The sequence below is a fragment of the Burkholderia sp. BCC1993 genome, from assembly GCF_905339865.1.
In the GTDB taxonomy this organism is placed as follows: Bacteria; Pseudomonadota; Gammaproteobacteria; order Burkholderiales; family Burkholderiaceae; genus Burkholderia.
On the sequence record NZ_CAJPGZ010000033.1, the window covers coordinates 16210 to 38412 of the forward strand.

Annotated in this window: 19 protein-coding genes; 9 read left to right on the forward strand and 10 right to left on the reverse strand. The window is 68.4% G+C overall.

Features of this window, described 5'->3' with window-relative positions:
* Positions 1-83 precede the first annotated feature (83 nt).
* Entirely contained in the window at positions 84-1817 is a 1734-nt protein-coding gene (locus U4Y91_RS35585; protein WP_321808992.1) for a ClcB-like voltage-gated chloride channel protein, read from the forward strand.
* Positions 1818-1923: 106 nt separating this feature from the next.
* On the opposite strand, the gene U4Y91_RS35590 is transcribed toward U4Y91_RS35585, so the two are convergent.
* Positions 1924-2544: a TetR/AcrR family transcriptional regulator gene (locus U4Y91_RS35590; RefSeq protein WP_321808969.1), complete on the reverse strand. Its 621-nt coding sequence runs from the start codon at positions 2542-2544 to the stop codon at positions 1924-1926.
* Positions 2545-2735: 191 nt separating this feature from the next.
* Here U4Y91_RS35590 and U4Y91_RS35595 point away from each other — a divergent pair, with 191 nt between their 5' ends.
* The 4 genes from U4Y91_RS35595 to U4Y91_RS35610 all read left to right on the forward strand — a co-directional run bounded on the left by U4Y91_RS35595 (position 2736) and on the right by U4Y91_RS35610 (position 9748).
* Positions 2736-3845 (forward strand): efflux RND transporter periplasmic adaptor subunit, encoded by a 1110-nt coding sequence (locus tag U4Y91_RS35595; RefSeq protein WP_321808970.1) that lies wholly within the window; start codon positions 2736-2738, stop codon positions 3843-3845.
* Positions 3842-6991 carry an efflux RND transporter permease subunit gene (locus tag U4Y91_RS35600; protein ID WP_321808971.1) on the forward strand — a complete coding sequence of 1050 codons (3150 nt, stop codon included), beginning with the start codon at positions 3842-3844 and terminating at the stop codon, positions 6989-6991. Before U4Y91_RS35595 ends, U4Y91_RS35600 begins: the two co-directional genes overlap by 4 nt.
* Positions 6992-6993: 2 nt before the next feature.
* On the forward strand, positions 6994-8592 hold the full coding sequence (locus U4Y91_RS35605) for an efflux transporter outer membrane subunit (RefSeq protein ID WP_321808972.1): 1599 nt from the start codon (positions 6994-6996) through the stop codon (positions 8590-8592).
* A gap of 127 nt (positions 8593-8719) precedes the next feature.
* Positions 8720-9748, forward strand: coding sequence for a MerR family transcriptional regulator (locus tag U4Y91_RS35610; protein ID WP_321808973.1), 1029 nt, complete (start codon positions 8720-8722; stop codon positions 9746-9748).
* A 145-nt stretch (positions 9749-9893) separates the two neighbouring features.
* Here U4Y91_RS35610 and U4Y91_RS35615 read toward each other — a convergent pair whose 3' ends face one another.
* From U4Y91_RS35615 to U4Y91_RS35630, 4 genes are all read right to left on the reverse strand, one after another.
* Complete coding sequence (locus U4Y91_RS35615; RefSeq protein ID WP_321808974.1) at positions 9894-10583, reverse strand: hypothetical protein; 690 nt, start codon at positions 10581-10583, stop codon at positions 9894-9896.
* Positions 10558-10782, reverse strand: a complete 225-nt coding sequence (locus U4Y91_RS35620; protein ID WP_048250941.1) for a helix-turn-helix domain-containing protein — start codon at positions 10780-10782, stop codon at positions 10558-10560. Before U4Y91_RS35620 ends, U4Y91_RS35615 begins: the two co-directional genes overlap by 26 nt.
* Before the next feature lie 8 nt (positions 10783-10790).
* Complete coding sequence (locus tag U4Y91_RS35625) at positions 10791-11351, reverse strand: DUF2975 domain-containing protein (RefSeq protein WP_321808975.1); 561 nt, start codon at positions 11349-11351, stop codon at positions 10791-10793.
* 136 nt (positions 11352-11487) lie between these two features.
* A complete protein-coding gene (locus U4Y91_RS35630; protein WP_321808976.1) occupies positions 11488-12885 on the reverse strand; it encodes a sigma-54 interaction domain-containing protein in 1398 nt (465 codons plus the stop codon).
* Between the two features lie 204 nt (positions 12886-13089).
* Here U4Y91_RS35630 and U4Y91_RS35635 point away from each other — a divergent pair, with 204 nt between their 5' ends.
* Genes U4Y91_RS35635 through U4Y91_RS35645 form a run of 3 tightly spaced genes read left to right on the forward strand, consistent with a single transcriptional unit; the run spans position 13090 to position 16553 of the window.
* The gene (locus U4Y91_RS35635) at positions 13090-14019 is read left to right on the forward strand and encodes an MBL fold metallo-hydrolase (RefSeq protein WP_415750530.1); all 930 of its coding nucleotides are present in this window, start codon (positions 13090-13092) and stop codon (positions 14017-14019) included.
* Between the two features lie 29 nt (positions 14020-14048).
* On the forward strand, positions 14049-15728 hold the full coding sequence (locus U4Y91_RS35640) for a TIGR01244 family sulfur transferase (protein WP_321808978.1): 1680 nt from the start codon (positions 14049-14051) through the stop codon (positions 15726-15728).
* An 18-nt stretch (positions 15729-15746) separates the two neighbouring features.
* Complete coding sequence (locus U4Y91_RS35645) at positions 15747-16553, forward strand: sulfite exporter TauE/SafE family protein (RefSeq protein ID WP_321808979.1); 807 nt, start codon at positions 15747-15749, stop codon at positions 16551-16553.
* Between the two features lie 96 nt (positions 16554-16649).
* Here the strand turns inward: U4Y91_RS35645 and U4Y91_RS35650 are convergent, their stop codons facing one another.
* The 4 genes from U4Y91_RS35650 to U4Y91_RS35665 form a co-directional block, all read right to left on the reverse strand.
* Entirely contained in the window at positions 16650-17471 is an 822-nt protein-coding gene (locus tag U4Y91_RS35650; RefSeq protein WP_321808980.1) for an ABC transporter permease subunit, read from the reverse strand.
* On the reverse strand, positions 17468-18397 hold the full coding sequence (locus U4Y91_RS35655) for an ABC transporter permease subunit (RefSeq protein ID WP_321808981.1): 930 nt from the start codon (positions 18395-18397) through the stop codon (positions 17468-17470). Before U4Y91_RS35655 ends, U4Y91_RS35650 begins: the two co-directional genes overlap by 4 nt.
* On the reverse strand, positions 18394-19554 hold the full coding sequence (locus tag U4Y91_RS35660; RefSeq protein ID WP_321808982.1) for an ABC transporter ATP-binding protein: 1161 nt from the start codon (positions 19552-19554) through the stop codon (positions 18394-18396). Before U4Y91_RS35660 ends, U4Y91_RS35655 begins: the two co-directional genes overlap by 4 nt.
* A gap of 86 nt (positions 19555-19640) precedes the next feature.
* Positions 19641-20735 (reverse strand): polyamine ABC transporter substrate-binding protein, encoded by a 1095-nt coding sequence (locus tag U4Y91_RS35665; RefSeq protein ID WP_321808983.1) that lies wholly within the window; start codon positions 20733-20735, stop codon positions 19641-19643.
* Between the two features lie 528 nt (positions 20736-21263).
* Here U4Y91_RS35665 and U4Y91_RS35670 point away from each other — a divergent pair.
* Positions 21264-21467, forward strand: a complete 204-nt coding sequence (locus tag U4Y91_RS35670) for a DUF1289 domain-containing protein (RefSeq protein WP_321808984.1) — start codon at positions 21264-21266, stop codon at positions 21465-21467.
* A 75-nt stretch (positions 21468-21542) separates the two neighbouring features.
* Here U4Y91_RS35670 and U4Y91_RS35675 read toward each other — a convergent pair whose 3' ends face one another.
* Entirely contained in the window at positions 21543-22184 is a 642-nt protein-coding gene (locus tag U4Y91_RS35675) for an OmpW/AlkL family protein (protein WP_321808985.1), read from the reverse strand.
* Between the last annotated feature and the right edge of the window lie 19 nt (positions 22185-22203).

Consider the following 22203-nt stretch of genomic DNA (forward strand, 5'->3'; position numbering starts at 1 on the left):
CCGACGGGAAGGTCCCGCGGGCGCGGCGCAGTGCTATGCTTCGCGTCGTTTTCCTTCGTCCTCTTCATCACCTTCTTTCAGCCGTGCTCTCGTTCCTGCTGAAGCTGCGCACTCGCGCCCAGACGCTGTTCCGCCTGTCGGACGCCCATACGATGCTGATCTGGTCGGCCGTCGTCGGCGTCGGCGGCGCCTTCGCCACCATGGCGTTCCGCGAAGGCATCGACCTGATGCAGCACCTGATCTCCGGGCACAGCGGCAGCTTCGTGCAGATGGCGAAAAGCCTGCCGTGGTACGTGCGCTTCTGGATGCCGGCCGCGGGCGGCTTCCTCGCCGGCTGCGTGCTGTTGCTCGCGACGCGCGGCGACGGGAAATCCGGCAAGACCGATTACATGGAAGCCGTCGCGCTCGGCGACGGCGTCGTGCCCGTACGGCAGAGCCTGTGGCGCAGCGTGTCGTCGCTGCTGACGATTGGCAGCGGCGGCTCGATCGGCCGCGAAGGCCCGATGGTGCAGCTCGCGGCGCTCGCCGCGTCGCTGGTCGGCCGCTTCGTGCACTTCGACCCGCCGCGCCTGCGCCTGCTCGTCGCGTGCGGCGCCGCAGCCGGGATCACGTCCGCGTACAACGCGCCGATCGCCGGCGCGTTCTTCGTCTCCGAAATCGTGCTCGGCACGATCGCGATGGAGAGCTTCGGGCCGATGGTCGTCGCGTCCGTCGTCGCGAACATCGTGATGCGGGAATTCGCCGGCTACCGGCCGCCGTACGAGATGCCGGTGTTCCCGGCCGTGACGGGCGCCGAAGTGCTGCTGTTCGTCGTGCTCGGCGCGCTGTGCGGCGTGCTCGCGCCGCAGTTCCTGCACCTGCTCGATGCGTCCAAGAGCCAGTTCAAGCGGCTGCCCGTGCCGCTGCCGGTGCGACTCGCGCTCGGCGGCCTCGTGGTCGGCGTGATCTCGGTGTGGATTCCGGACGTGTGGGGCAACGGCTACAGCGTCGTGAACCACATCCTGCATGCGCCGTGGACCTGGCAGGCGCTCGTCGCGGTGCTGGTGTTCAAGGTGATCGCGACCGCCGCGACCGCAGGCTCCGGCGCGGTCGGCGGCGTGTTCACGCCGACGCTGTTCGTCGGCGCCGTGTTCGGTTCGCTGTTCGGGCTCGCGATGCACGCGCTGTGGCCCGGCCACACGTCCGCGTACTTCGCGTATGCGATGGTCGGGATGGGCGCGTTCCTGGCCGGCGCCACGCAGGCGCCGCTGATGGCGATCCTGATGATCTTCGAGATGACGCTGAGCTACCAGGTCGTGCTGCCGCTGCTGGTGTCGTGCGTGTTCGCGTATTTCGTCGCGCGCGCGACCGGCACGACGTCGATGTACGAGATCACGCTGCACCATCACCAGGACGCACAGGAACGGCTGCGGCTGCGCACCACCCAGATGCGCGAGCTGATCCAGCCCGCGCAGACGATCGTGCCGCTCACCGCGAGCGTCGCCGACATGACGCGCGTGTTTCTCGAATATCCGGTGAAGTATCTGTACGTGACCGACGACGCCGGGCGCTTCCGCGGCGCGGTCGCGCTGAAGGACATCACGTCCGACCTGCTCGACAAGCGCGACACGACCGACAAGACGGCCGCGCACTACACGCATACGCCGTTTCCGCTGCTCACGCCCGACATGCCGCTCGCGACCGCGCTCGAACGCTTCATGGCGTTCCAGGGCGAACGGCTGCCGGTGATCGAAAGCGAAGCCGAGCCGACGCTCGCGGGCGTCGTCTACAAGACGTCGCTGCTCGACGCGTACCGGCGGATGACCGGCGAGCGGTGACGGTGCCGGTGAGCGGCGCCCGATGTGGCATCGCGGTCTTGTCGATCGCAGCGCCGGCGCACCACCCGTGGGCCGCGGCCGCTTCTCCATCCGCCCGCCCGACCGTTCAGTCCGGCGCGCGCCCCAGCACGACCCGTGCGAAGAACCCCGCGAGCACCGATTCGGCCACGTCGGCCGATACGTGCTGTGGATCGGCCGTGTAGTACGACTGCACGCCGTCGCACAGGCACATCAATCCGAACGCGAGCGTCTCGGCCGGCAGCAGCAGCGGCGTGCCCGCGCGCTCGGCGAAGCGCTGGATGAATTCGGCCATCTGCAGCCGCTTGCCGTGCAGGAACTGGTTGAAGCGCACGCGGAACTTCGCGTCGCGCGCCGCCTGCAGCTTCGCCTCTCCCCACAGCAGCGAATATTCGTCGTCGCGAAAGAGTGTCCGGTAGTACGCGAGCGCCATCGACTCCATCTGCTCGCGCGACCCGCCTATCTCGAAGATCGCCTCGAAATCGGCCTGCACCGAATCGTGATCGCGCTCGAGCAATTCGAGCAGCAGTTCCGATTTGCTGCGGAAGTTCGAGTAGAACGCGCCGCGCGTGTAGCCGGCCGCCGCGGCGATGTCCTCGACGCTCGCCGCGACATAGCCTTTCTTCATAAAAATCCGGTGCGCGGCAGTCAGCAGACGTTCGCGCGTCTGGTCCCTGCTCTGCTCGCGAGTTAAGCGCTGTGGTTTCATGGCGCGCAGTCTAGCACCAACTCCCTTTCAGATTCATCTTTGCACTCAGATACAGGTGTGTATTAGAATCCACCGCAGTTTCCGAACGACCTCGTTCGGCTGTGTTCGTGTGCGCCGGACTGGCGCCACTCGGGGCAAGCGCCCGCCGCGCTTGCCGGCTTCGTTCCGCTCTCACCTCATCTGGGGGTTTCGTGAATCGCTCCGGTTCCCGCGCCGTGCTGCTGATCGGCACCGCGCTCGTCCTCGCCGCCTGTCATCCGAAGGAAGCCGCGCCGCCCGCGCCGCGCCCGGTCGTCGCGCTGCCCGCGCGCGCCGACGGCGCCGCGGCCGCCGCCACGCTGCCCGGCGAGATCCAGCCACGTTATGCGACGCCGCTGTCGTTCCGCATCGCGGGCAAGATCGTCGAACGCAAGGTGCGGCTCGGCGATACCGTCAAGGCCGGCCAGGTCGTCGCGCTGCTCGATCCGTCCGACGTCGAGAAGAACGCCGCGAGCGCGCAGGCGCAACTCGATGCGGCATCGCACAGCCTCGCATTCGCGAAGCAGCAGCGCGATCGCGATCGCGCGCAGGCGCGCGAGAACCTGATCGCAACGGCGCAGCTGGAGCAGACCGAGAACAGCTACACGTCAGCGCTCGCGCAGCGCGACCAGGCGCAGCAGCAGCTCGCGCTCGCGAGGAACCAGCTCCGCTATGCGACCCTCGTCGCCGATCACGCCGGCACCATCACCGCCGAACAGGCCGACACCGGCCAGAACGTATCGGCCGGCCAGGCCGTCTACCAGCTCGCGTGGTCGGGCGACGTCGACGTCGTCAGCGACGTGCCCGAGGCCGCGCTCGCGTCGCTCGCGCCCGGTCACGCGGCGAGCGTCACGCTGCCGTCGCTGCCGGGCCGCCAGTTCGCCGCGAAGGTGCGCGAAATCGCGCCGGCCGCCGATCCGCAAAGCCGCACCTGGCGTGTGAAGCTCACGCTTGCCGCGCCCGATCCGGCCGTGCGCCTCGGGATGACCGCGAATGTCGCGTTCGACGGCGCGCCGGTTGCCGGCAACGCGCCGAGCGTCACGCTGCCCGCGACCGCGCTGTTCCACGACGGCCCGCATCCGGCCCTGTGGGTCGTGCGCGCGAAGGACGACACGCTCGAGCTGCGCCGCGTCGACGTCGCGCGCTTCAACGAACGCACCGTCACCGTGTCGCACGGGCTGCAGCCGGGCGAGCGCGTCGTGCTGCAAGGCGTGCATACGGTCAGCGCGGGCGAGAAGGTGCGGCCGATCGCGCCGCTGCATCCGGAGGAATTCCCGTCATGAGCGGCCCCCGCGAAGAAGGCCGGTTCAACCTGTCGGCATGGGCGCTGCGCCACCAGGCGCTGGTCGTCTACCTGATCGCGCTCGCGACGCTCGCGGGCATCCTCGCGTACACGCGGCTCGCGCAATCCGAAGACCCGCCGTTCACGTTCCGCGTGATGGTGATCCGCACGTTCTGGCCCGGCGCGAGCGCGCGGCAGGTGCAGGAACAGGTGACCGACCGGATCGGCCGCAAGCTGCAGGAAACGCCGGCCATCGACTTCCTGCGCAGCTATTCGCGGCCCGGCGAATCGCTGATCTTCTTCACGATGAAGGACTCGGCGCCCGTGAAGGACGTGCCCGAGACCTGGTACCAGATCCGCAAGAAGGTCGGCGACATCGGCTATACGCTGCCGCCCGGCGTGCAGGGCCCGTTCTTCAACGACGAGTTCGGCGACGTCTACACCAACATCTGGACGCTCGAAGGCGACGGCTTCACGCCCGCGCAGCTCCACGACTATGCGGACCAGCTGCGCACCGTGCTGCTGCGCGTGCCCGGCGTCGGCAAGGTCGACTATTTCGGCGATCCCGACCAGCGGATCTTCATCGAAGTGAACAATGCGCAGCTCACGCGCCTCGGCATCTCGCCGCAGCAACTCGGGCAGGCGATCAACGCGCAGAACGACATCTCGTCGGCCGGCGTGCTGACGACCGCCGACGACCGCGTATTCGTGCGGCCGAGCGGCCAGTTCGACAACGTCGCCACGATCGCCGACACGCTGATCCGCATCAACGGCCGCACGTTCCGGCTCGGCGATCTCGCCACCGTGAAGCGCGGCTACGACGATCCGGCCGTCACGCAGATGCGTGCGAACGGTCATGCCGTGCTCGGCATCGGCGTGACGATGCAGCCGGGCGGCGACGTGATCCGGCTCGGCAAGGCGCTCGACGCCGAATCGAAGGATCTGCAGGCGCAGCTGCCGGCCGGCCTCAAGCTGACGCTGGTGTCGAGCATGCCGCATGCGGTCGCGCATTCGGTCGACGACTTCCTCGAAGCCGTCGCCGAAGCGGTCGCGATCGTGCTGGTCGTGAGCCTCGTGTCGCTCGGCCTGCGCACCGGGATGGTCGTCGTGATCTCGATTCCGGTCGTGCTCGCCGTCACGGCCCTGTTCATGTACCTGTTCGACATCGGGCTGCACAAGGTGTCGCTCGGCACGCTCGTGCTCGCGCTCGGGCTGCTCGTCGACGACGCGATCATCGCGGTCGAGATGATGGCCGTGAAGCTCGAGCAGGGTTACAGCCGCGCGCGCGCCGCCGCGTTCGCGTACACGAGCACCGCGTTCCCGATGCTGACGGGCACGCTCGTCACGGTGTCGGGCTTCCTGCCGATCGCGCTCGCGAAATCGAGTACCGGCGAGTACACGCGCTCGATCTTCGAGGTGTCGGCGATCGCCCTGATCGCGTCGTGGTTCGCGGCCGTCGTGCTGATCCCGCTGCTGGGCTTCCACCTGCTGCCCGAACGCAAGAAGCACGCGCACGAAGCGCACCTGCCGGACGATCACGAGCACGACATCTACGACACGCGCTTCTACACGCGCTTGCGCGGCTGGATCGACTGGTGCATCGAGCGGCGCTTCGTCGTGCTGCTGATCACCGGCGCGCTGTTCGTCGTCGCGCTGGCGGGCTTCTCGCTCGTGCCGCAGCAGTTCTTCCCGAGCTCCGATCGCCCCGAGCTGCTGATCGACCTGCGCCTGCCCGAAGGCGCGTCGTTCGCGGCGACGCTGCGCGAGACCGAACGCCTCGAGAAGGTGCTCGACAAGCGGCCCGAGATCGACCATTCGGTGAATTTCGTCGGCAGCGGCGCGCCGCGCTTCTACCTGCCGCTCGACCAGCAGCTGCAGTTGCCGAACTTCGCGCAGTTCGTCGTCACCGCGAAATCCGTCGAGGACCGCGAGAAGCTCGCGGCCTGGCTCGAGACCACGCTGCGCGACCGCTTCCCGGCCGTGCGCTGGCGCCTGTCGCGGCTCGAGAACGGGCCGCCCGTCGGCTACCCCGTGCAGTTCCGCGTGAGCGGCGACGACATCGCGACGGTGCGCGCGATCGCCGAGAAGGTCGCGGCGACGATGCGCGGCGACGCGCGCGCGGTTCACGTGCAGTTCGACTGGGACGAGCCGGCCGAACGTTCGGTGCGCTTCGAGCTCGACCAGAAGAAGGCGCGCGAGCTGAACGTCACGTCGCAGGACGTGTCGAGCTTCCTCGCGATGACGCTGTCCGGTACGACCGTCACGCAATACCGCGAACGCGACAAGCTGATCGCGGTCGACCTGCGTGCGCCGCGCGCCGATCGCGTCGATCCCGCGCAGCTCGCGGGCCTCGCGATGCCGACGCCGAACGGCCCCGTGCCGCTCGGTTCGCTCGGCCGCTTCACGCCGACGCTCGAATACGGCGTCGTGTGGGAACGCGATCGCCAGCCGACCATCACCGTGCAGTCCGACGTCCGCGCCGGTGCACAGGGCATCGACGTCACGCATGCGATCGACGGCAAGTTGAATGCGTTGCGCGCGCAACTGCCGGTCGGCTACCAGATCAACATCGGCGGGTCGGTCGAGGAAAGCGCGAAGGCGCAGACGTCGATCAACGCGCAGATGCCGCTGATGGCGATCGCCGTGTTCACGCTGCTGATGATCCAGCTGCAGAGCTTCTCGCGCGTGCTGATGGTCGTGCTGACCGCCCCGCTCGGCCTGATCGGCGTGGTCGGCACGCTGCTGCTGTTCGGCCAGCCGTTCGGCTTCGTCGCGATGCTCGGCGTGATCGCGATGTTCGGGATCATCATGCGCAACTCGGTGATTCTCGTCGACCAGATCGAGCAGGACATCGCGGCCGGCCACGGACGCTTCGACGCGATCGTCGGCGCGACCGTGCGGCGCTTCCGCCCGATCACGCTGACGGCCGCGGCCGCCGTGCTCGCGCTGATCCCGCTGTTGCGCTCGAACTTCTTCGGGCCGATGGCGACCGCGCTGATGGGCGGCATCACGAGCGCGACCGTGCTGACGCTGTTCTACCTGCCCGCGCTGTACGCCGCGTGGTTCCGCGTGAAGCGCGACGAACGCGACCCGCGCGACGCCCCGCCGCACGACGGCGGCACGCCCGCCGCGCGGTCGGGAGCCTGATCATGGAACTGTCGATGAACCTGAAAACGAAGGCCGCGCGGGTGCTCGCGGCCGCGAGCCTCTCCGGCCCGCTCGCCGGCTGCGCATGGTTCGCGCCGAGCGGCGAGCCGCCCGCGATGCCGTCGCCCGCGCATTACGGCGCCGCGCCGCAAGTGCCGCAGACCGTCGCCGCGCAAGGCGTCGCGCAGCAGTTCGACGTCGGCGCGCAGCCCGTGCCCGACTGGTGGACGCAGTACCGTTCGGATGCGCTGAACGCACTCGTCGACGAAGGGCTGCGCAACAGCCCGACGCTCGGCGCGGCCGCGCACTCGCTGGATGCCGCGCGCGAGCAGCTACGCGGGCAGATCGGCAGCTCGATGCTGCCGTCAATCGACGCCGGCGGCCAGGCCACGCGCCAGCGTGCGCTCGGCGTGCCGATCCCCGCGCTCGGCGCGCCGACGTTGCTGTACGACACGTTCGTCGGGCAACTGCAGGCGAGCTATACGGTCGACCTGTTCGGCGTATCGCGCTTCGCGAACCGTGCACTCGCGAAACGCGTCGACGTCAGCGCGTTCCAGCTCGAATCGGCACGCCGGGCACTCGCCGCGAACATCGTCACCGCGTCGATCACGGTGTCGGTGCTCAACGCGCAGATCGCCACCACCGAACGGCTCGTCGCGCTCGCGAACGACCAGGCGCACGACGCGCAACGCCGCTACGCGCTCGGCTCGGCGTCGCGCAGCGACGCACTGAACGCGCAGCAAAACGCGGACACCTTCGCCGCGAGCCTGCCCGCGCTGCGCCAGCAGCGCGATTCGGCACGCCATGCGCTGGCCGTGCTGGTCGGCCGCACGCCCGACCGGCCGCCCGCCGACCTCACGCTCGCCGACCTGCACCTGCCCGCGCAAGTGCCGGTGGTCGTGCCGTCGGACCTGCTGCAAAGCCGCCCCGACATCCAGGCCGCCGACGCGGGGCTGAAGGCGGCCGCCGCCGAAGTCGGTCTCGCGACCGCGCAGCTGTTCCCGCAGCTGTCGCTGTCGGCGGCGATGGGCAAAGGCGGTTTCAGTTGGCCGGCGATGCTGTCGGGCGCCGGTTCGATCTGGAACGTCGGTGCATCGCTGAGCCAGCCGCTGTTCCACGGCGGCGCGCTGCTCGCGCAGCGCCGTGCGGCGAAGGCGACCTACGAGGCGGCAGTCGACCAGTACAAGCAGACCGTGCTCGCCGCCTTCCAGAACGTCGCGGATTCGCTCGCCGCGCTCGAGCACGACGCGGAGGCGCTCGATGCGTCGTCGCGCGCCGCGCTGTCCGCGCGCGGCGCGTACGACGACGCGGCCGCCCGCGTGCGGCTCGGCGCACTGCCGCCGTCGGCCGCGCGAGCAAGCGAGCTGCAGTACCGCAACGCGCGGCTCGACGAGATCCGCGCGACCGGCGCACGCTTCGCGGATACCGCGCGGCTCTATCAGGCGATGGGCACGCCGCCGGTCGACCCGACCGGCAAAGCCGGCAAGGCTGAAAAGGCTGGAAAGGCCGACCCGGCCGGCGACATCGGCAACGCGGCTCGAATCGCCCCCACCGCCCAGGCGCGCGCGGCCACGCCCGACGCGCCGCCGTCGCCGCAATGACCGCAATGGCGTGCCGTTTGCGTCGGGCGCGCGGGATCACCCCCGCGCGCCGATCCGCGATCTTCCGCTTGACCCTCACGTAGCGTAACGTTCGAGACTCCAGTGTGCGCACCGAACGGAGGACACCATGCGGCTGAAAGTGGGAGAACTGGCGAAACGCAGCGGCCTGACCGTCCGCACGCTTCATCACTATCACGCGATCGGCCTCCTGACGCCTTCGGCGCGTGCCGACAACGGCTACCGGCTGTACGACCGCGACGACATCGCCCGGCTCCACCAGATCCAGGCCCTGCGTCGCTTCGGACTGTCGCTCGCCGAAATCGGCGACTACCTGAACCGGCCCGGCACCCCGCTCGTCGCGCTCGTCGCGAGGCAGATCGCGTCGCTCGACCATCAGCTCGCGCAGACCGCGCAGCTGCGCGAGCGGCTCGTGCACCTGCACGCACAACTCGCCGCGGGCACGGAGCCGGAGCTGGCCGATTGGCTCACCACACTGGAGTTGATGACCGTGTACGACAAATACTTTTCCGAGGAAGAACTCGCGCGTCTGCCGATGTATCGCAAGAGCCAGGCCGGCGACGCGGAATGGATCGCGCTCGTCGCCGACGTGCGTGCGCTGCACGACGCGGGCGTGCCGCCCGAGGACGCGCGCGCACGCGCGCTTGCCGGCCGCTGGATGGCGCTGCTCGTGCGCGACACGAACAACGATCCGCGGCTGCTGGCGAAGCTCAACCTGATGCACGAGCGCGAACCGTCGATGCAGTCGAAACTCGGCATCTCGACCGTGCTGCGCGACTATGTGCTGCGCGCGTCCGCGGAAACGAAGATGCGGATCTTCGAGCAGTATCTCGCGCCGGACGAGATCCGCTTCATGCGGGCGCACTTCGGTGAACGCTCGATGGAATGGCCGCAACTGATGGGCGACGTGCGCGACGCGATCGATGCGGGCGCGCAGCCCGATTCGCCGGAAGGCCGCGCGCTCGCGCAACGCTGGCTCGACCTGTTCCGCAGCTACGCGGGCAACGACCCGGCCACGCACGCGAAATTCCGCAAGGCGATGATGACCGAGCCGGCGCTGACGAAGGACTCATGGGTCGACGACACGCTGCTCGGCTTCATGCGCGAGGCGATGGCGCAGCTTGCGCCGGCGCGTTGAGGGTCCAACGCCCGGGCGGCCCGGGCGGTGCGTGGCCGTTGCGCGCCGCCCGGACACGTCGTCAGGCGAGCCGGCTCGTCTCTGGTCGCGCGTCGGAAGCGCCGCGCGATCACGTCTCACCTGCAGCGCCGAGCCGCGTGCTTCCTTACCACTTGCAGCCCGTATCGCGAACCGCATCCAGCGCGAGCATCGGGAGTGCGAGCAAGCCGGCACTCGAGTAGGCGCGTCGGCAGTCGGCGCGCCGTGCGTCCGACACCCCGCTTGCCAGCGTCTCGTCGACCGAATGGCGACGCGCGGCCGGGAGGCCGGACGATGCGCCCAGCGCACCGACCGTGGCCGCCGCAGGGCTGCGCCCCGTCGGGCGACGCGTGCCGATCGTCGCCAGATCACGCCCCCAGTCGACGACGGGGGTCGGCACACGCACCGGGCTGCTTTCAACCGAATCCGGCGCGCCGCCGGTCGTTGCCTCCGCGGGCGCGGCCGAAAGCGAACGTGTCGCCCTGCGCGGCGTCGCTGCGCCGGGACGGGTTTTCGGTTCGCGCGGCCCTCGCATGGCCGCTGTCGGACCGGTGCGCCGGTCGACCTCGGTTGCGGGCGCAGGTTCGGGCGTCACGGGAATCAACCGGACGCTCAATGCAATCCGGCCCGACGACGCATCGACCCGGGCCGCAACCGGCCCGCGCGCCGCCGGCATCCGCTGCAGCGCATACCAACCGATCGCATGCAGCAACACGGCGACCACGCTTGCAACTGCCACGATGCCCGGCCGACGCCGCCGCGCCGCGTCGACGACCGGCGGCTGCGGCACGTCAATCCGGCTCGCCGCCGCCGTCATCGCTGAACGCGAGCAGGTCGCCCGGCTGACAGTCGAGATACCGGCAGATCGCCTCCAGCGTCGCGAAGCGGATGCCCTTGACCTTGCCTTGCTTGAGCAGCGACAGGTTCTGCTCGGTGATCCCGACGGCCGCCGCGAGATCCTTCGAGCGGACCTTGCGGGTCGCGAGCATCACATCGAGTTTGACCACGATCGACATCGCGCGCCTCAGACGAACTGCCGGTGTTCGGCATCGAGCTCGCTCGCCTGCCGCAGGATGTGCGCGATCACCGCGATACAGGCCGCCGTGAACAGCGCGACGACGTACGGCAGGCTGAAGCCGATGCTGACGACGCGATGGCCGACCGGTTCGCGAAACGTCGCCCACACGCTCAGCAGCGGTTCGCACAGCAGGCTCAACAGCACCCACAGACCGATCGCGCGCCCCGTCTTGCCGAGATGGCCGGCCGCCTGTGCCGAGAAATAGTCGCGCCGTGCGTAGGTCCGGAACAGCTCGCGCAAATGGCGCAGGCCGCCCGCGAGCGCAACGAGCGGGACGCTCGACAGCAGGATGCCGACGGCCTTCTGCCACCACGGGAACGCGCCGACATCGACGCCCAGGTTCGTGACCACCGAATCGGTGAGGCCGAATACGAAGCCGGGCCCGGTGGCCGCGCTCAACGACGGGAACGCCCAGCACGCGGCGTTGAGCACCAGCATGCCGACGATGAACCACAGCGTGACGGTAGCCATGCGCTGACTGATACGGGCAATGCGATTGGAATGCATGCGACCTCCTCGACAGGGTGTGAACACGCATCGATTGTAAGCCAAATAATTATCGTAAAACGATAATTATTTTGTGTAGATCAGTCATTTTTTATCGTCAATCATGATAGACGACTGCCAGGCACGACGCGCCCGCTCACCGGTCGCGCACCCCGAGCCCGAGCGCCTTCATCCGCCGGTACAGCGTGCGCTCGCTCATCCCGACGTGCTCGGCCAGTTGTTTGCGCGTACCGTCGAACGTGCCGGCAAGCCGCACGAGCTCCGCGTCCGACAGGCCGCGCGCGTCCGCCGCACGCGCCTGTGGCGTCGCCGAAGCCGCGACCAGCTCGGCCGGCAGATGCTCGACGCGAATCGTGCCGTCGTCCGCGAACAGGCACGCGCGCTCGAGCACGTTGCGCAGCTCGCGGATGTTGCCCGGCCATGCATAGGCATCGAGGCACGCGCGCGCACGCTCGGTCAGCACGAACGGCCGGGCCGCGAACGGCCGCGCGCTCGCGTCGCCCGCGCCGGCGCGCGCATTCGCGATGCGCCGCAGGATCGACTCGGCCAGCAGCGCGACGTCGCCACGCCGCTCGCGCAGCGCAGGCAGCGGAATCGGGAACGCGTTGATCCGGTAGTACAGGTCCTGGCGGAACCGGCCGTCGTCGATCATCTCGCGCAGCGGCTTGTGGGTCGCCGCGACGAGCCGGAAATCCGCGCGCAGCGCCTCGACGCCGCCGACGCGCCGGAACGTCCCCGACTCGATCAGCCGCAGCAGCTTCACCTGCATCGGCAGCGGCACGTCGCCGATCTCGTCGAGAAACAGCGTGCCGCCCTGCGCGGTCTCGACGAGGCCCGGCTTGCGCTGGTTCGCGCCGGTAAACGCGCCCTTCTCGTAGCCGAACAGTTCGCTCTCGAACAGCGTCTCGGCGATGCCCGAACAGTCGACCACCACGAACGGCCCCATCGCACGCTCGCTCGCCTCGTGCAGCGCCCGCGCGAACAGTTCCTTGCCGGTACCCGATTCGCCGAGCAGCAGCACGGGCAGCATCGACGGCGCGACGCGCTGCAGCGCGCCGAGTGCCGCATTGAACGCGTCGGCGCCGCCGACGAGCCCTTCCGCACTCGGCTGCGCCGACGCGCTGCGCACCGTCGTCAACCGCTCGACGTAGGCGATCACGTCGCCGCGCGCATCGAAGATCGGCCGCAACTCCACGTCGACGTGCTCGGGGCCGCGCGGCGTATGGTGAATGTGCAGCACGCGGTTCAGGCTGCGCGACTCGCGCGCCTGCTTCATCGGGCAATGCTCGCCCGCCTGGTCGCACGGCACGTCGTAATGATGCGAAACCTGGAAGCAGTGCCGGCCGACGTGCTCGACGCCCGCCACGCCGAACTGGCGCCGGTACGCATCGTTCGCGGCGAGGATGCGGTAGTCGGGATCGACGACGATCATCGGCTGCGGATCCTGTTCCAGATACGCGACGAGCGCGCGCACGTCGGGCATGACGTCGCGCGACGGCGCGGGAGCGATCGGAATGGTGTCGTGCGGATTCATGGGGAGGCTCGGGAACGGATGGGCGGACGGACTGCCAAGTGGACTGCCAATTCTGCCATGACACTGCCAGATATGGCAGTCGTCATCGACGGCACCCCGTCGGCGGTGCCCGCGACACACCACGGCCACGCCAAAAATCCGAACCGAATCAAGCACCTGCCACATCGCCCGGCATCGCAGCGCGAATTGGCATGCTTCTTGAACATGGGATGCCCGATTGCAGACGCAGAACCCGATCGAGGACATCCCGTGAGCCATGCCCCCCTGCTGTCGGTCGAAGGCTTTTTCGACCCGGCGACCCACACCGTCAGCTATCTGCTGCTCGACACCGAAAGCCGCGCATGCGCGCTGATCGACAGCGTGCTCGACTACGACCCGAAATCCGGCCGCACGCACACCGCCAGCGCCGACCGGCTGATCGCACGCGTCGCCGAACTCGGCGCGACCGTCCACTGGCTGCTGGAAACGCACGTGCATGCCGACCATCTGTCGGCCGCGCCGTACCTGAAGGCGCACGTCGGCGGACAGATCGCGATCGGCTCGCACGTGCGCCGCGTGCAGCACGTATTCGGCACGCTGTTCAACGCCGGCCCCGGCTTCGCGCAGGACGGCCGCCAGTTCGACCGCCTGCTCGACGACGGCGACACGCTCGCGCTCGGCGCGCTGACGATCCGCGCGCTGCACACGCCGGGCCATACGCCCGCGTGCCTGACCTACTGCGTCGACGACGCGACGCAGCGCGCAGCGTTCGTCGGCGACACGCTGTTCATGCCCGACTACGGCACCGCCCGCTGCGACTTCCCGGGCGGCGACGCGCGCACGCTGTACCGTTCGATCGCGCGCGTGCTCGCCCTGCCGCCCGACACGCGCCTGTATCTGTGCCACGACTACCAGCCGGGCGGCCGCGACGTGCAGTTCGTGACGACGGTGGCCGAGCAGCGTCGCGCGAACGTGCACGTGAAGGACGGCGTGACCGAGGACGATTTCGTCGCCATGCGCACCGCGCGCGACGCGACGCTCGACATGCCCGTGCTGATGCTGCCGTCGGTGCAGGTCAACATGCGCGCCGGCCACCTGCCCGAGCCCGAAAACAATGGCGTGCGCTACCTGAAGATCCCGCTCGACGCGATCTGAGCCGCCGCCCCGACCGGAGAACCCCCGACATGACCATCCGCCCGCTGACCGACCTGCTGTCGGTCTCGCCCCAGATCGCCGCGACCGACCTGCCCGCACTGCACGCGGCCGGCATCCGCACGATCGTCTGCAACCGCCCGGACGGCGAAGGCGCCGACCAGCCGACCGTCGCCGAGATCCGCGCCGCCGCCGCGCCGCTCGGCATCGCCGTGCACTACCTGCCCGTCGATACCGGCAAGGTCACCGACGACCAGGCCGCGCAGTTCGGCACGCTCGTCGCGTCGCTCGCCGGCCCGGTACTCGTGTACTGCCGCAGCGGCACGCGTTCGGCGACGCTGTGGGCGCTGTCGCAGGCAGGCCGGCGCCCGGCCGGCGACATCGTCGCGATCGCCGCCACGGCCGGCTACGACCTCGGCGCGCTCGCGCCGCGTCTCGCACGAGGTCTCTCGCAAGATGGCCGCCAGGCCGCGCCGGCCATCGACGCGCGGCACGACATCGTGATCGTCGGCGCGGGTGCGGCCGGTGTCGCGGTCGCGTCGAGCCTGCTGGCACGCGACGCATCGCTCGATATCGCGGTGATCGACCCGGCCGATACGCACTACTACCAGCCGGGCTGGACGATGGTCGGCGCGGGCGTGTTCCGGCCCGACACGACCGCGCGCCCGATCGTCGACCTGCTGCCGCGCGGCGTGAAGTGGATCCGGGCCGCCGTCGCCGGCTTCGAGCCTGACGCGCATACGGTGGTGCTCGACGGCTGCCGGCGCATCGGCTATCGCAAGCTGGTCGTGTGCCCGGGCCTCAAGCTCGACTGGCACGCGATCGACGGCCTCGCGGAAACGCTCGGCCGCAACGGCGTCACGTCGAACTATCGCTACGATCTCGCGCCGTACACGTGGGAACTGGTGCAGGCGTTCCGCGGCGGCAACGCGCTGTTCACGCAGCCGCCGATGCCGATCAAGTGCGCGGGCGCGCCGCAAAAGGCGATGTACCTGTCGTGCGATCACTGGCGGCGCGCGGGCCGCCTCGGTGCCGCGAACGTCGAGTTCCTGAATGCGGGCGGTGCGCTGTTCGGGGTCGCCGATTACGTGCCCGCGCTGATGGAGTACGTGAAACGCTACGACATCGCGCTGTCGTTCGGCCACAACCTCGTCGCGATCGACGGGCCGGCGCGGCGCGCGACGTTCAGGCGCGCGCTGCCCGACGGCGGCACGGAAACCATCGAGCGTCCGTTCGACATGATCCACGTCGTGCCGCCGCAGAAGGCGCCCGATTTCGTGCGCGCGAGCCCGCTCGCCGACGCGGCCGGCTGGATCGACGTCGATCCGGCGACGCTGCGGCACAAGCAGTTCGCGGACATCTTCGCGCTCGGCGACGTCACCAACACGACCAACGCGAAAACTGCCGCGGCCGCGCGCAAGCAGGCGCCCGTCGTCGCGCACAACGTGCTCGCGTCGCTGGGCCGCGCGCACGGCGACGCCGCGTACGACGGCTACGGCTCGTGCCCGCTCACCGTCGAGCGCGGCAAGATCGTGCTCGCGGAATTCCTGTACGGCGGCAAGGTCGCGCCGACCTTCCCCGCGTGGCTGATCGACGGCAGGCGCCCGTCGCGGCTCGCGTGGCTGCTCAAGGAGCGCGTGCTGCCGCCGCTCTACTGGAAGGCGATGCTCAAGGGCCGCGAATGGCTCGCGAAGCCCGCGATCGCACGCTGACCGGAACCCGATGACACCATGCTGATTTCCCTCGTACTCGGCGGCTTCGTCGGCGCCGTGCTCGGCCTCACCGGCGCGGGCGGCGGCATTCTCGCGGTGCCCGCGCTCGTCGTCGGGATGGGCTGGCCGATGCAGCAGGCCACGCCCGTCGCGCTCGTCGCGGTCGCGGGCAGCGCCGCGCTCGGCGCGCTCGAAGGGTTTCGCCGCGGGCTCGTGCGCTATCGCGCGGCGCTGCTGATGGCCGTCGCCGGCGTGCCGCTCACGACGCTCGGCGTGAAGCTCGCGCACGTGCTGCCGCAACGCGTGCTGCTCGCGCTGTTCGCGCTGACGATGCTGGTCGTCGCGGGCCGCCTGCTGCGGCAGGCGCTGCGTCACGCGCCCGGCGACGCGGACGCGTCGCCGCTGTGCGTCGGCCGCGTGAATCCCGACACGGGCCGGCTCGTCTGGTCCTGGCCGGTCGGGCTCGCGCTCGCGTCGACCGGCGCGGTAACGGGGCTGATGACGGGCTTGCTCGGTGTCGGCGGCGGTTTCGTCATCGTGCCGATGCTGCGCAAGTTCACGAACGTGTCGATGCACGGCGTGGTCGCGACGTCGCTGATGGTGATCGCGCTGGTCGGCACCGGCGGCGTGTTCGCGACGCTCGTATCGGGCACGCGGGCGCCGCTCGACATGATGCTGTGGTTCACGGTCGCGACGGCAATCGGGATGGCGATCGGCCGCAGCGCGTCCCGGCACCTGTCCGCGCGGCATGTGCAGGCCGGCTTCGCTGCGGTGCTCGTGTGCGTCGCGCTCGGGTTGCTCGCGAAGGCCGCATTCAGCGCATAAGCCGCACGCGGCTCGCACACCAAACAAAACGCCCGGGCCGACTCGTCGTCGGCACCGGGCGTTGTTCGTTGCGTCGGCAACCTGTGCGTGAGCGCGTCAGACGGCGAACGCGGCCATCCGCTTGCGTTCCTGGCGCAGCATCACGAAGTTCGCGATCACGACGCCCGCCGTCACCGCGACGATGAACAGCGTCGCGAGCGCGTTCATCTCCGGGTTCAGGCCGAGGCGCACGCGCGAGAACACGACGAGCGGCAGCGTCGTCGAGCCGGGGCCCGACAGGAACGCCGACAGCACGAGGTCGTCGATCGACAGCGTGAACGACAGCAGCCAGCCCGCGATCAGCGCCTGCGAGATCAGCGGCAGCGTGATCGTGAAGAACACCTTCAGCGGCGTCGCGCCGAGATCGAGCGCGGCTTCCTCGAGCGACGGGTTCAGCTCGCGCACGCGCGACTGCACGATGATCGCGACGTACGAGATGCACAGCATCACGTGGCCCAGCCAGATCGTGAATACGCCACGCTCGGCCGGCCAGCCGATCCACTTCGCGAGCTCGATGAACAGCAGTAGCAGCGAGATCCCCTGGATCACCTCGGGGATCACCAGCGGTGCGTTGATCATCCCGCTGAACAGCGCAAAGCCGCGAAAGCGCCCCATCCGCGCGAGCACGAAACCGGCCCACGTGCCGATGAACACCGACGCGAACGCGGTCAGCACGCCGATCTTCAGCGACAGCCACGCGGCCGTCAGCAGCTCGTCGTCCTCCACGAGCGCCGAGTACCAGCGGAACGAGAAACCCGACCACACGGTGACGAGCTTCGACTCGTTGAACGAATAGACGATCAGGCTGATGATCGGGATATACAGGAACGCGAAGCCGGCGAACAGCGCCGCGAACTGCAGGTAACGATTCGGCTTCATCGACGACGGCCCTCCTGCTCCTTCGCCTGGAAATGCTGGAACATCGCCATCGGCACGAGCAGCAGCAGCACCATCGCGCAGGTCACGGCCGACGCCATCGGCCAGTCTGCGTTGTTGAAGAACTCATTCCACATCACGCGGCCGATCATCAGCGTGTTCGCGCCACCGAGCAGTTCCGGAATCACGTACTCGCCCACCGCCGGAATGAACACCAGCAGGCAGCCCGCGATGATCCCGTTCTTCGACAGCGGCAGCGTGATCTGCACGAACGCCCTCCACGGCTTCGCGCCGAGATCGTACGCGGCTTCGAGCAGGCGCAGGTCCATCTTCACGAGATGCGCGTACAGCGGCATCACGAGGAACGGCAGGTACGAATACACCATCCCGATGTACACCGCGTAGTTGGTGCGGTACAGCTCGATCGGCGTATGGGTCAGGCCGATCCACATCAGGAAGTTGTTCAGGAGCCCGTTGTTCTTCAGGATCCCGATCCACGCGTACACGCGGATCAGGAACGACGTCCAGAACGGCAGCATCACGCCCATCATCAGCAGGTTGCGGGTCGCCGGGTTCGAACGCGCGATGTAGTACGCCATCGGATAACCGATCAGCAGGCACAGCAGCGTCGTGATCGCCGCGACCACCACCGAATTCACGTAGGTCGCGAAATACAGGCTGTCGGTGAGCAGGAACGCGTAGTGCGACAGGTTCAGCGCGATGTGCACCACGCCGTCCGCAAACGACGCGAGTTCCGTATACGGCGGGATGCCGAGCTGCAGCTCCGCGAAGCTGATCTTCACGACCAGCACGAACGGCACGAGGAAGAACAGCACGAGCCACGTGTACGGCCCCGCGACGACCGCCGAGCCGCCGGTCAGGTTGAAGCGTCGCACGGGCCATGCGAGCAGGGACTTGAGCGTGCTCATGACGTCAGCACCACGCCAGCGGTCGCGCTCCAGCGCACGTAGATCTCGTCGCCGAGCGCCGGCGTGTCGAGCTCGGAGATCGCGAGGCTCGACACGTTCGCGATCACCGTCTTGCCCGCGTCGAGCTTCACGTGATACAGCGAGTAGCCGCCCATGTACGCGACGTTGGTGATCTTGCCGTGCGCCCAGTTGAACGCGCCTTCGGGCGGCTTGCGCGTGAGCGCGATCCGCTCGGGGCGCACCGACACCGTGACCGGCATCCCGAGCGGACCCGTGATCCCGTGGCTCACGTACAGCCGGCTCGGCAGCTCCGGCGATTCGATGTACACGTAATCGGGTTCGTCCTCGACGGTGACGCCTTCGAACAGGTTGGTCGAGCCGATGAACTCGGCCGAGAAGCGGCTGTTCGGATATTCGTAGACTTCGTTCGGCGAGCCGATCTGCACGATCTGCCCTTCGCTCATCACGGCGAGCCGGTTCGCCATCGTCATCGCCTCTTCCTGGTCGTGCGTGACCATGATGCAGGTGACGCCGACCTTGTTCAGGATGTTGACGAGCTCGATCTGCGTGCGCTGGCGGATCTGCTTGTCGAGCGCCGACATCGGCTCGTCGAGCAGCAGCACCTTCGGGCGCTTGACGAGCGAACGCGCGAGCGCGACGCGCTGCTGCTGGCCGCCCGACAGCTGGTGCGGCTTGCGCTTCGCGTACTTGCTCATCTGCACGAGCTCGAGCGCCGCGGCGACGCGCTCTTTCAGCTCCGCCTTCGGCGTGCCTTCCTGCTTCAGGCCGTAGGCGACGTTCGATTCGACCGACATGTGCGGAAACAGCGCATACGACTGGAACATCATGTTCACGGGCCGCTTGTACGGCGGCAGCTGTGCGAGGTCCTCGCCGTCGATCAGGATCTTGCCCGACGTGACCGTCTCGAGGCCCGCCAGCATGCGCAGCAGCGTCGACTTGCCGGAACCCGAGCTGCCGAGCAGCGCGAACAGCTCGCCCTGGCGCACCGTCAGGTTCACGCTGCGCACCACTTCGGTCTCGCCGAATTTCTTGACGACGTCGACGATCTGGACAAAATTCTCGGCGCGCGTATCGGCGCCGGACGAAGGAACGAAGGACGGTGCGCCCGCGACCGGCGCACCCGACTGGCTATTCATGATGTGCTGCTTCTCTCCTGCGTTTGACGAACAAAGCCCCCGGGGACACCAGGGGCTTCATGACTGCTGGCTGACTCCGGTTCGCTTCAGCGGCCCGATTTCAGCTCGGTCCACAGACGCGTCTGCAGACGCTGGATTTCAGGCGGCAGCGGCTTGAGCAGGAACAGCGTCTTCACGACGTCGGCCGGCGGATAGACGGCCGGATCGTTCGCGACGTCGGGCCGCACGTACTTGCGCGACTCGGCGTTCGCGCTCGGGTAGTACACGGCGTTCGTGATCGCCGCGTGCACCTTCGGATCCTCGATGTAGTTGATCCACTGCAGCGCGGCGTCCTTGTTCTTCGCGTCCTTCGGGATCGCCATCACGTCGAACCAGACCGGCGCGCCGCCCTTCGGGATGTAGTACTCGACCTTGTACGGCTTCTTCGCCTCGATCGCGCGATGCTTCGCGATCACGACGTCGCCCGACCAGCCGAACGCGAAGCAGATGTCGCCGCCGACCAGGTCGTTGATGTAGCCCGACGAGTTGAACTGCGTGATGTACGGGCGGATCTTCTTCAGCACCTCCATCGCGGCCTTGTAGTCGGCCGGGTTCGTGCTCATCGGATCCTTGCCGATGTAGTGCAGCGCCGCCGCGAACATCTGGTCCGGCGCGTCGAGCACCGACACGCCGCAGGTCTTCAGCTTCGAGATGTTTTCCGGCTTGAACAGGATGTCCCAGTTGTCGAGCGGGACCTTGCCGAGCGCCTGCTGCGCCTTCGTCAGGTTGTAGGCGAGACCGGTCGTGCCGTACGCCCAGGGCACCGAGTACTTGTTGCCCGGGTCCGCGCCGGCGACGAGCGCCATCAGTTGCGGATCGAGGTACTTGAGGTTCGGCAGCTTCGACTTGTCGAGCGGCGTGAAGATGCCGGCGGCGATCTGCTTGCCCGCGTAGTTGCTGGTCGGCACGACGATGTCGTAGCCCGAGCTGCCCGTCAGCAGCTTCGCCTGCAGCGTGTCGTCGCTGTCGTAATTGTCGTAGCGGACCTTGACGCCCGCCTGCTTCTCGAAGTTCGGGATCGTGTCCTTCGCAATGTAGTCCGACCAGTTATAGACATTGAGCTGCGTATCCTTCGCCGCCGCCGCCGATGCACCCACGCACAGCGCGAGCGCTGCGAACCGGCCCACTACGTTTGCTTTCATCCCGTTCTCCCTTCGGCCGGACCGCTTGTCCGGCTGCCGTCTGCCTCGTCATGGCGGCGCGTTCCGGCACGCCGCCCCTCGAAAACCCCGAACGCTACCACCATTCGCGCTCCGTCACAAAAAAATCATGCCCGTGTCGCGCAAACGGAACAGATTCCCGCCGCCGGCCGCTCGGGCGGCCCGCGCAGCGGGGCGTTCCGGGGGAATTCTATCGGGTAATCTGCGTCTGTCCATCGGGAAAAGAAAGCGGTGGCGAAACCGCGTGCCGCATGCAGCACAAGCGGCACGCGCGACGTGCGGTGTATGCGGCCGTTTCACCGGTGAAATCGCGGCACACACTGCGACACGCGACGCGCGCCCTGCCCGGCACGGCACGGCGGGCCAGCCGTCGCCGACGGCGATCCGGCCACCGGCCGGCCGCACTGTCACGGCAACGCGACCGTACGGCACGATAGCGGCGCCCGACGGCCGCCCCGTCCCGATGCATTAAAATGACGCCCTGACGATTTCACTGCGCGAACCCTTCCGATGGCCTCCAATCTCCACGACCTGCCCGACAGCCCCTGCATCGGCGTGTGCTCGACCCTCTTCGACGAAGTCTGCAAGGGCTGCGGCCGCACGGCCGGCGAAGTGTCGAACTGGGTGTTCCTGAGCGACGCCGAGAAGCAGGCGGTGTGGGAGCGCATTACGCGCGAAGGCACCGCGATGCGCTTCCAGTACGACAAGCTGTAAATCGGCCGCACAAAAAAAGAGCGGCATGCAGACTGCCATGCCGCCAACCCCAACTCTGTTCTTGTCCTCGAACCTTTAGAACTTCATCCCGACGCCCACGCCGACGATCAGCGGATCGATGTGCAGCGTGCCGATGCCCTTGTCGCCGAGCGTCGCATCGGTGCTCATCCAGATCTTCTTCACGTCGACGTTCATGAACACCTTCTTCGTCAACTGCACGTCGACGCCGAACTGCAGCGCGGGACCGAAGCTGCTCTTGTTGATCGACACGCCTTCCCCGCCGACGTTGAGCCCGTTGTTGTAGAAGTACGTGTAGTTCAGGCCCGCGCCGACGTACGGACGCACCTTGCCGGCATGGTTGAAGTGGTACTGCAGCAGCAGCGTCGGCGGCAGCACGCCCACGCCGCCCAGGTTGCCGAGGCTCGACGTCATCTGGTGCCGCGACGTGCCGAGGATCAGCTCCACGCCGAGGTAGTCGCGGATCATGTACGTGAAGTCGAGTTCCGGCACGATCGCGTTGTTCACGCCGGTATTGATCGCGCCGAGCGTGTCGCTCGCGCGCTCGTTCGGCTGGATGCTGATCGCGCGCAGGCGGACCAGTACGTCACCCTGGTTGATCCCGTCGCCCTGCGACGCCGCGTGCGACAGCGTGGGTATCGTGACCAGACTCGCCGCGACGGCGGCAGCGGTGACACATGTTCGAATCGTTTTATGCATGGTAAAGACCCCTGAAGAA

Excerpts from the sequence above, each read along its gene's own strand:
- U4Y91_RS35590 (WP_321808969.1), bottom strand. The coding sequence starts at position 2,544 with ATGAAACCACAGCGCTTAACTCGCGAGCAGAGCAGGGACCAGACGCGC.
- U4Y91_RS35665 (WP_321808983.1), bottom strand. The coding sequence starts at position 20,735 with ATGAAAGCAAACGTAGTGGGCCGGTTCGCAGCGCTCGCGCTGTGCGTG.
- U4Y91_RS35640 (WP_321808978.1), top strand. The coding sequence starts at position 14,049 with ATGACCATCCGCCCGCTGACCGACCTGCTGTCGGTCTCGCCCCAGATC.
- U4Y91_RS35625 (WP_321808975.1), bottom strand. The coding sequence starts at position 11,351 with ATGCATTCCAATCGCATTGCCCGTATCAGTCAGCGCATGGCTACCGTC.
- U4Y91_RS35645 (WP_321808979.1), top strand. The coding sequence starts at position 15,747 with ATGCTGATTTCCCTCGTACTCGGCGGCTTCGTCGGCGCCGTGCTCGGC.
- U4Y91_RS35610 (WP_321808973.1), top strand. The coding sequence starts at position 8,720 with ATGCGGCTGAAAGTGGGAGAACTGGCGAAACGCAGCGGCCTGACCGTC.
- U4Y91_RS35655 (WP_321808981.1), bottom strand. The coding sequence starts at position 18,397 with ATGAGCACGCTCAAGTCCCTGCTCGCATGGCCCGTGCGACGCTTCAAC.
- U4Y91_RS35660 (WP_321808982.1), bottom strand. The coding sequence starts at position 19,554 with ATGAATAGCCAGTCGGGTGCGCCGGTCGCGGGCGCACCGTCCTTCGTT.
- U4Y91_RS35620 (WP_048250941.1), bottom strand. The coding sequence starts at position 10,782 with ATGTCGATCGTGGTCAAACTCGATGTGATGCTCGCGACCCGCAAGGTC.
- U4Y91_RS35675 (WP_321808985.1), bottom strand. The coding sequence starts at position 22,184 with ATGCATAAAACGATTCGAACATGTGTCACCGCTGCCGCCGTCGCGGCG.
- U4Y91_RS35615 (WP_321808974.1), bottom strand. The coding sequence starts at position 10,583 with ATGACGGCGGCGGCGAGCCGGATTGACGTGCCGCAGCCGCCGGTCGTC.
- U4Y91_RS35635 (WP_415750530.1), top strand. The coding sequence starts at position 13,090 with ATGGGATGCCCGATTGCAGACGCAGAACCCGATCGAGGACATCCCGTG.
- U4Y91_RS35650 (WP_321808980.1), bottom strand. The coding sequence starts at position 17,471 with ATGAAGCCGAATCGTTACCTGCAGTTCGCGGCGCTGTTCGCCGGCTTC.
- U4Y91_RS35600 (WP_321808971.1), top strand. The coding sequence starts at position 3,842 with ATGAGCGGCCCCCGCGAAGAAGGCCGGTTCAACCTGTCGGCATGGGCG.
- U4Y91_RS35630 (WP_321808976.1), bottom strand. The coding sequence starts at position 12,885 with ATGAATCCGCACGACACCATTCCGATCGCTCCCGCGCCGTCGCGCGAC.
- U4Y91_RS35670 (WP_321808984.1), top strand. The coding sequence starts at position 21,264 with ATGGCCTCCAATCTCCACGACCTGCCCGACAGCCCCTGCATCGGCGTG.
- U4Y91_RS35605 (WP_321808972.1), top strand. The coding sequence starts at position 6,994 with ATGGAACTGTCGATGAACCTGAAAACGAAGGCCGCGCGGGTGCTCGCG.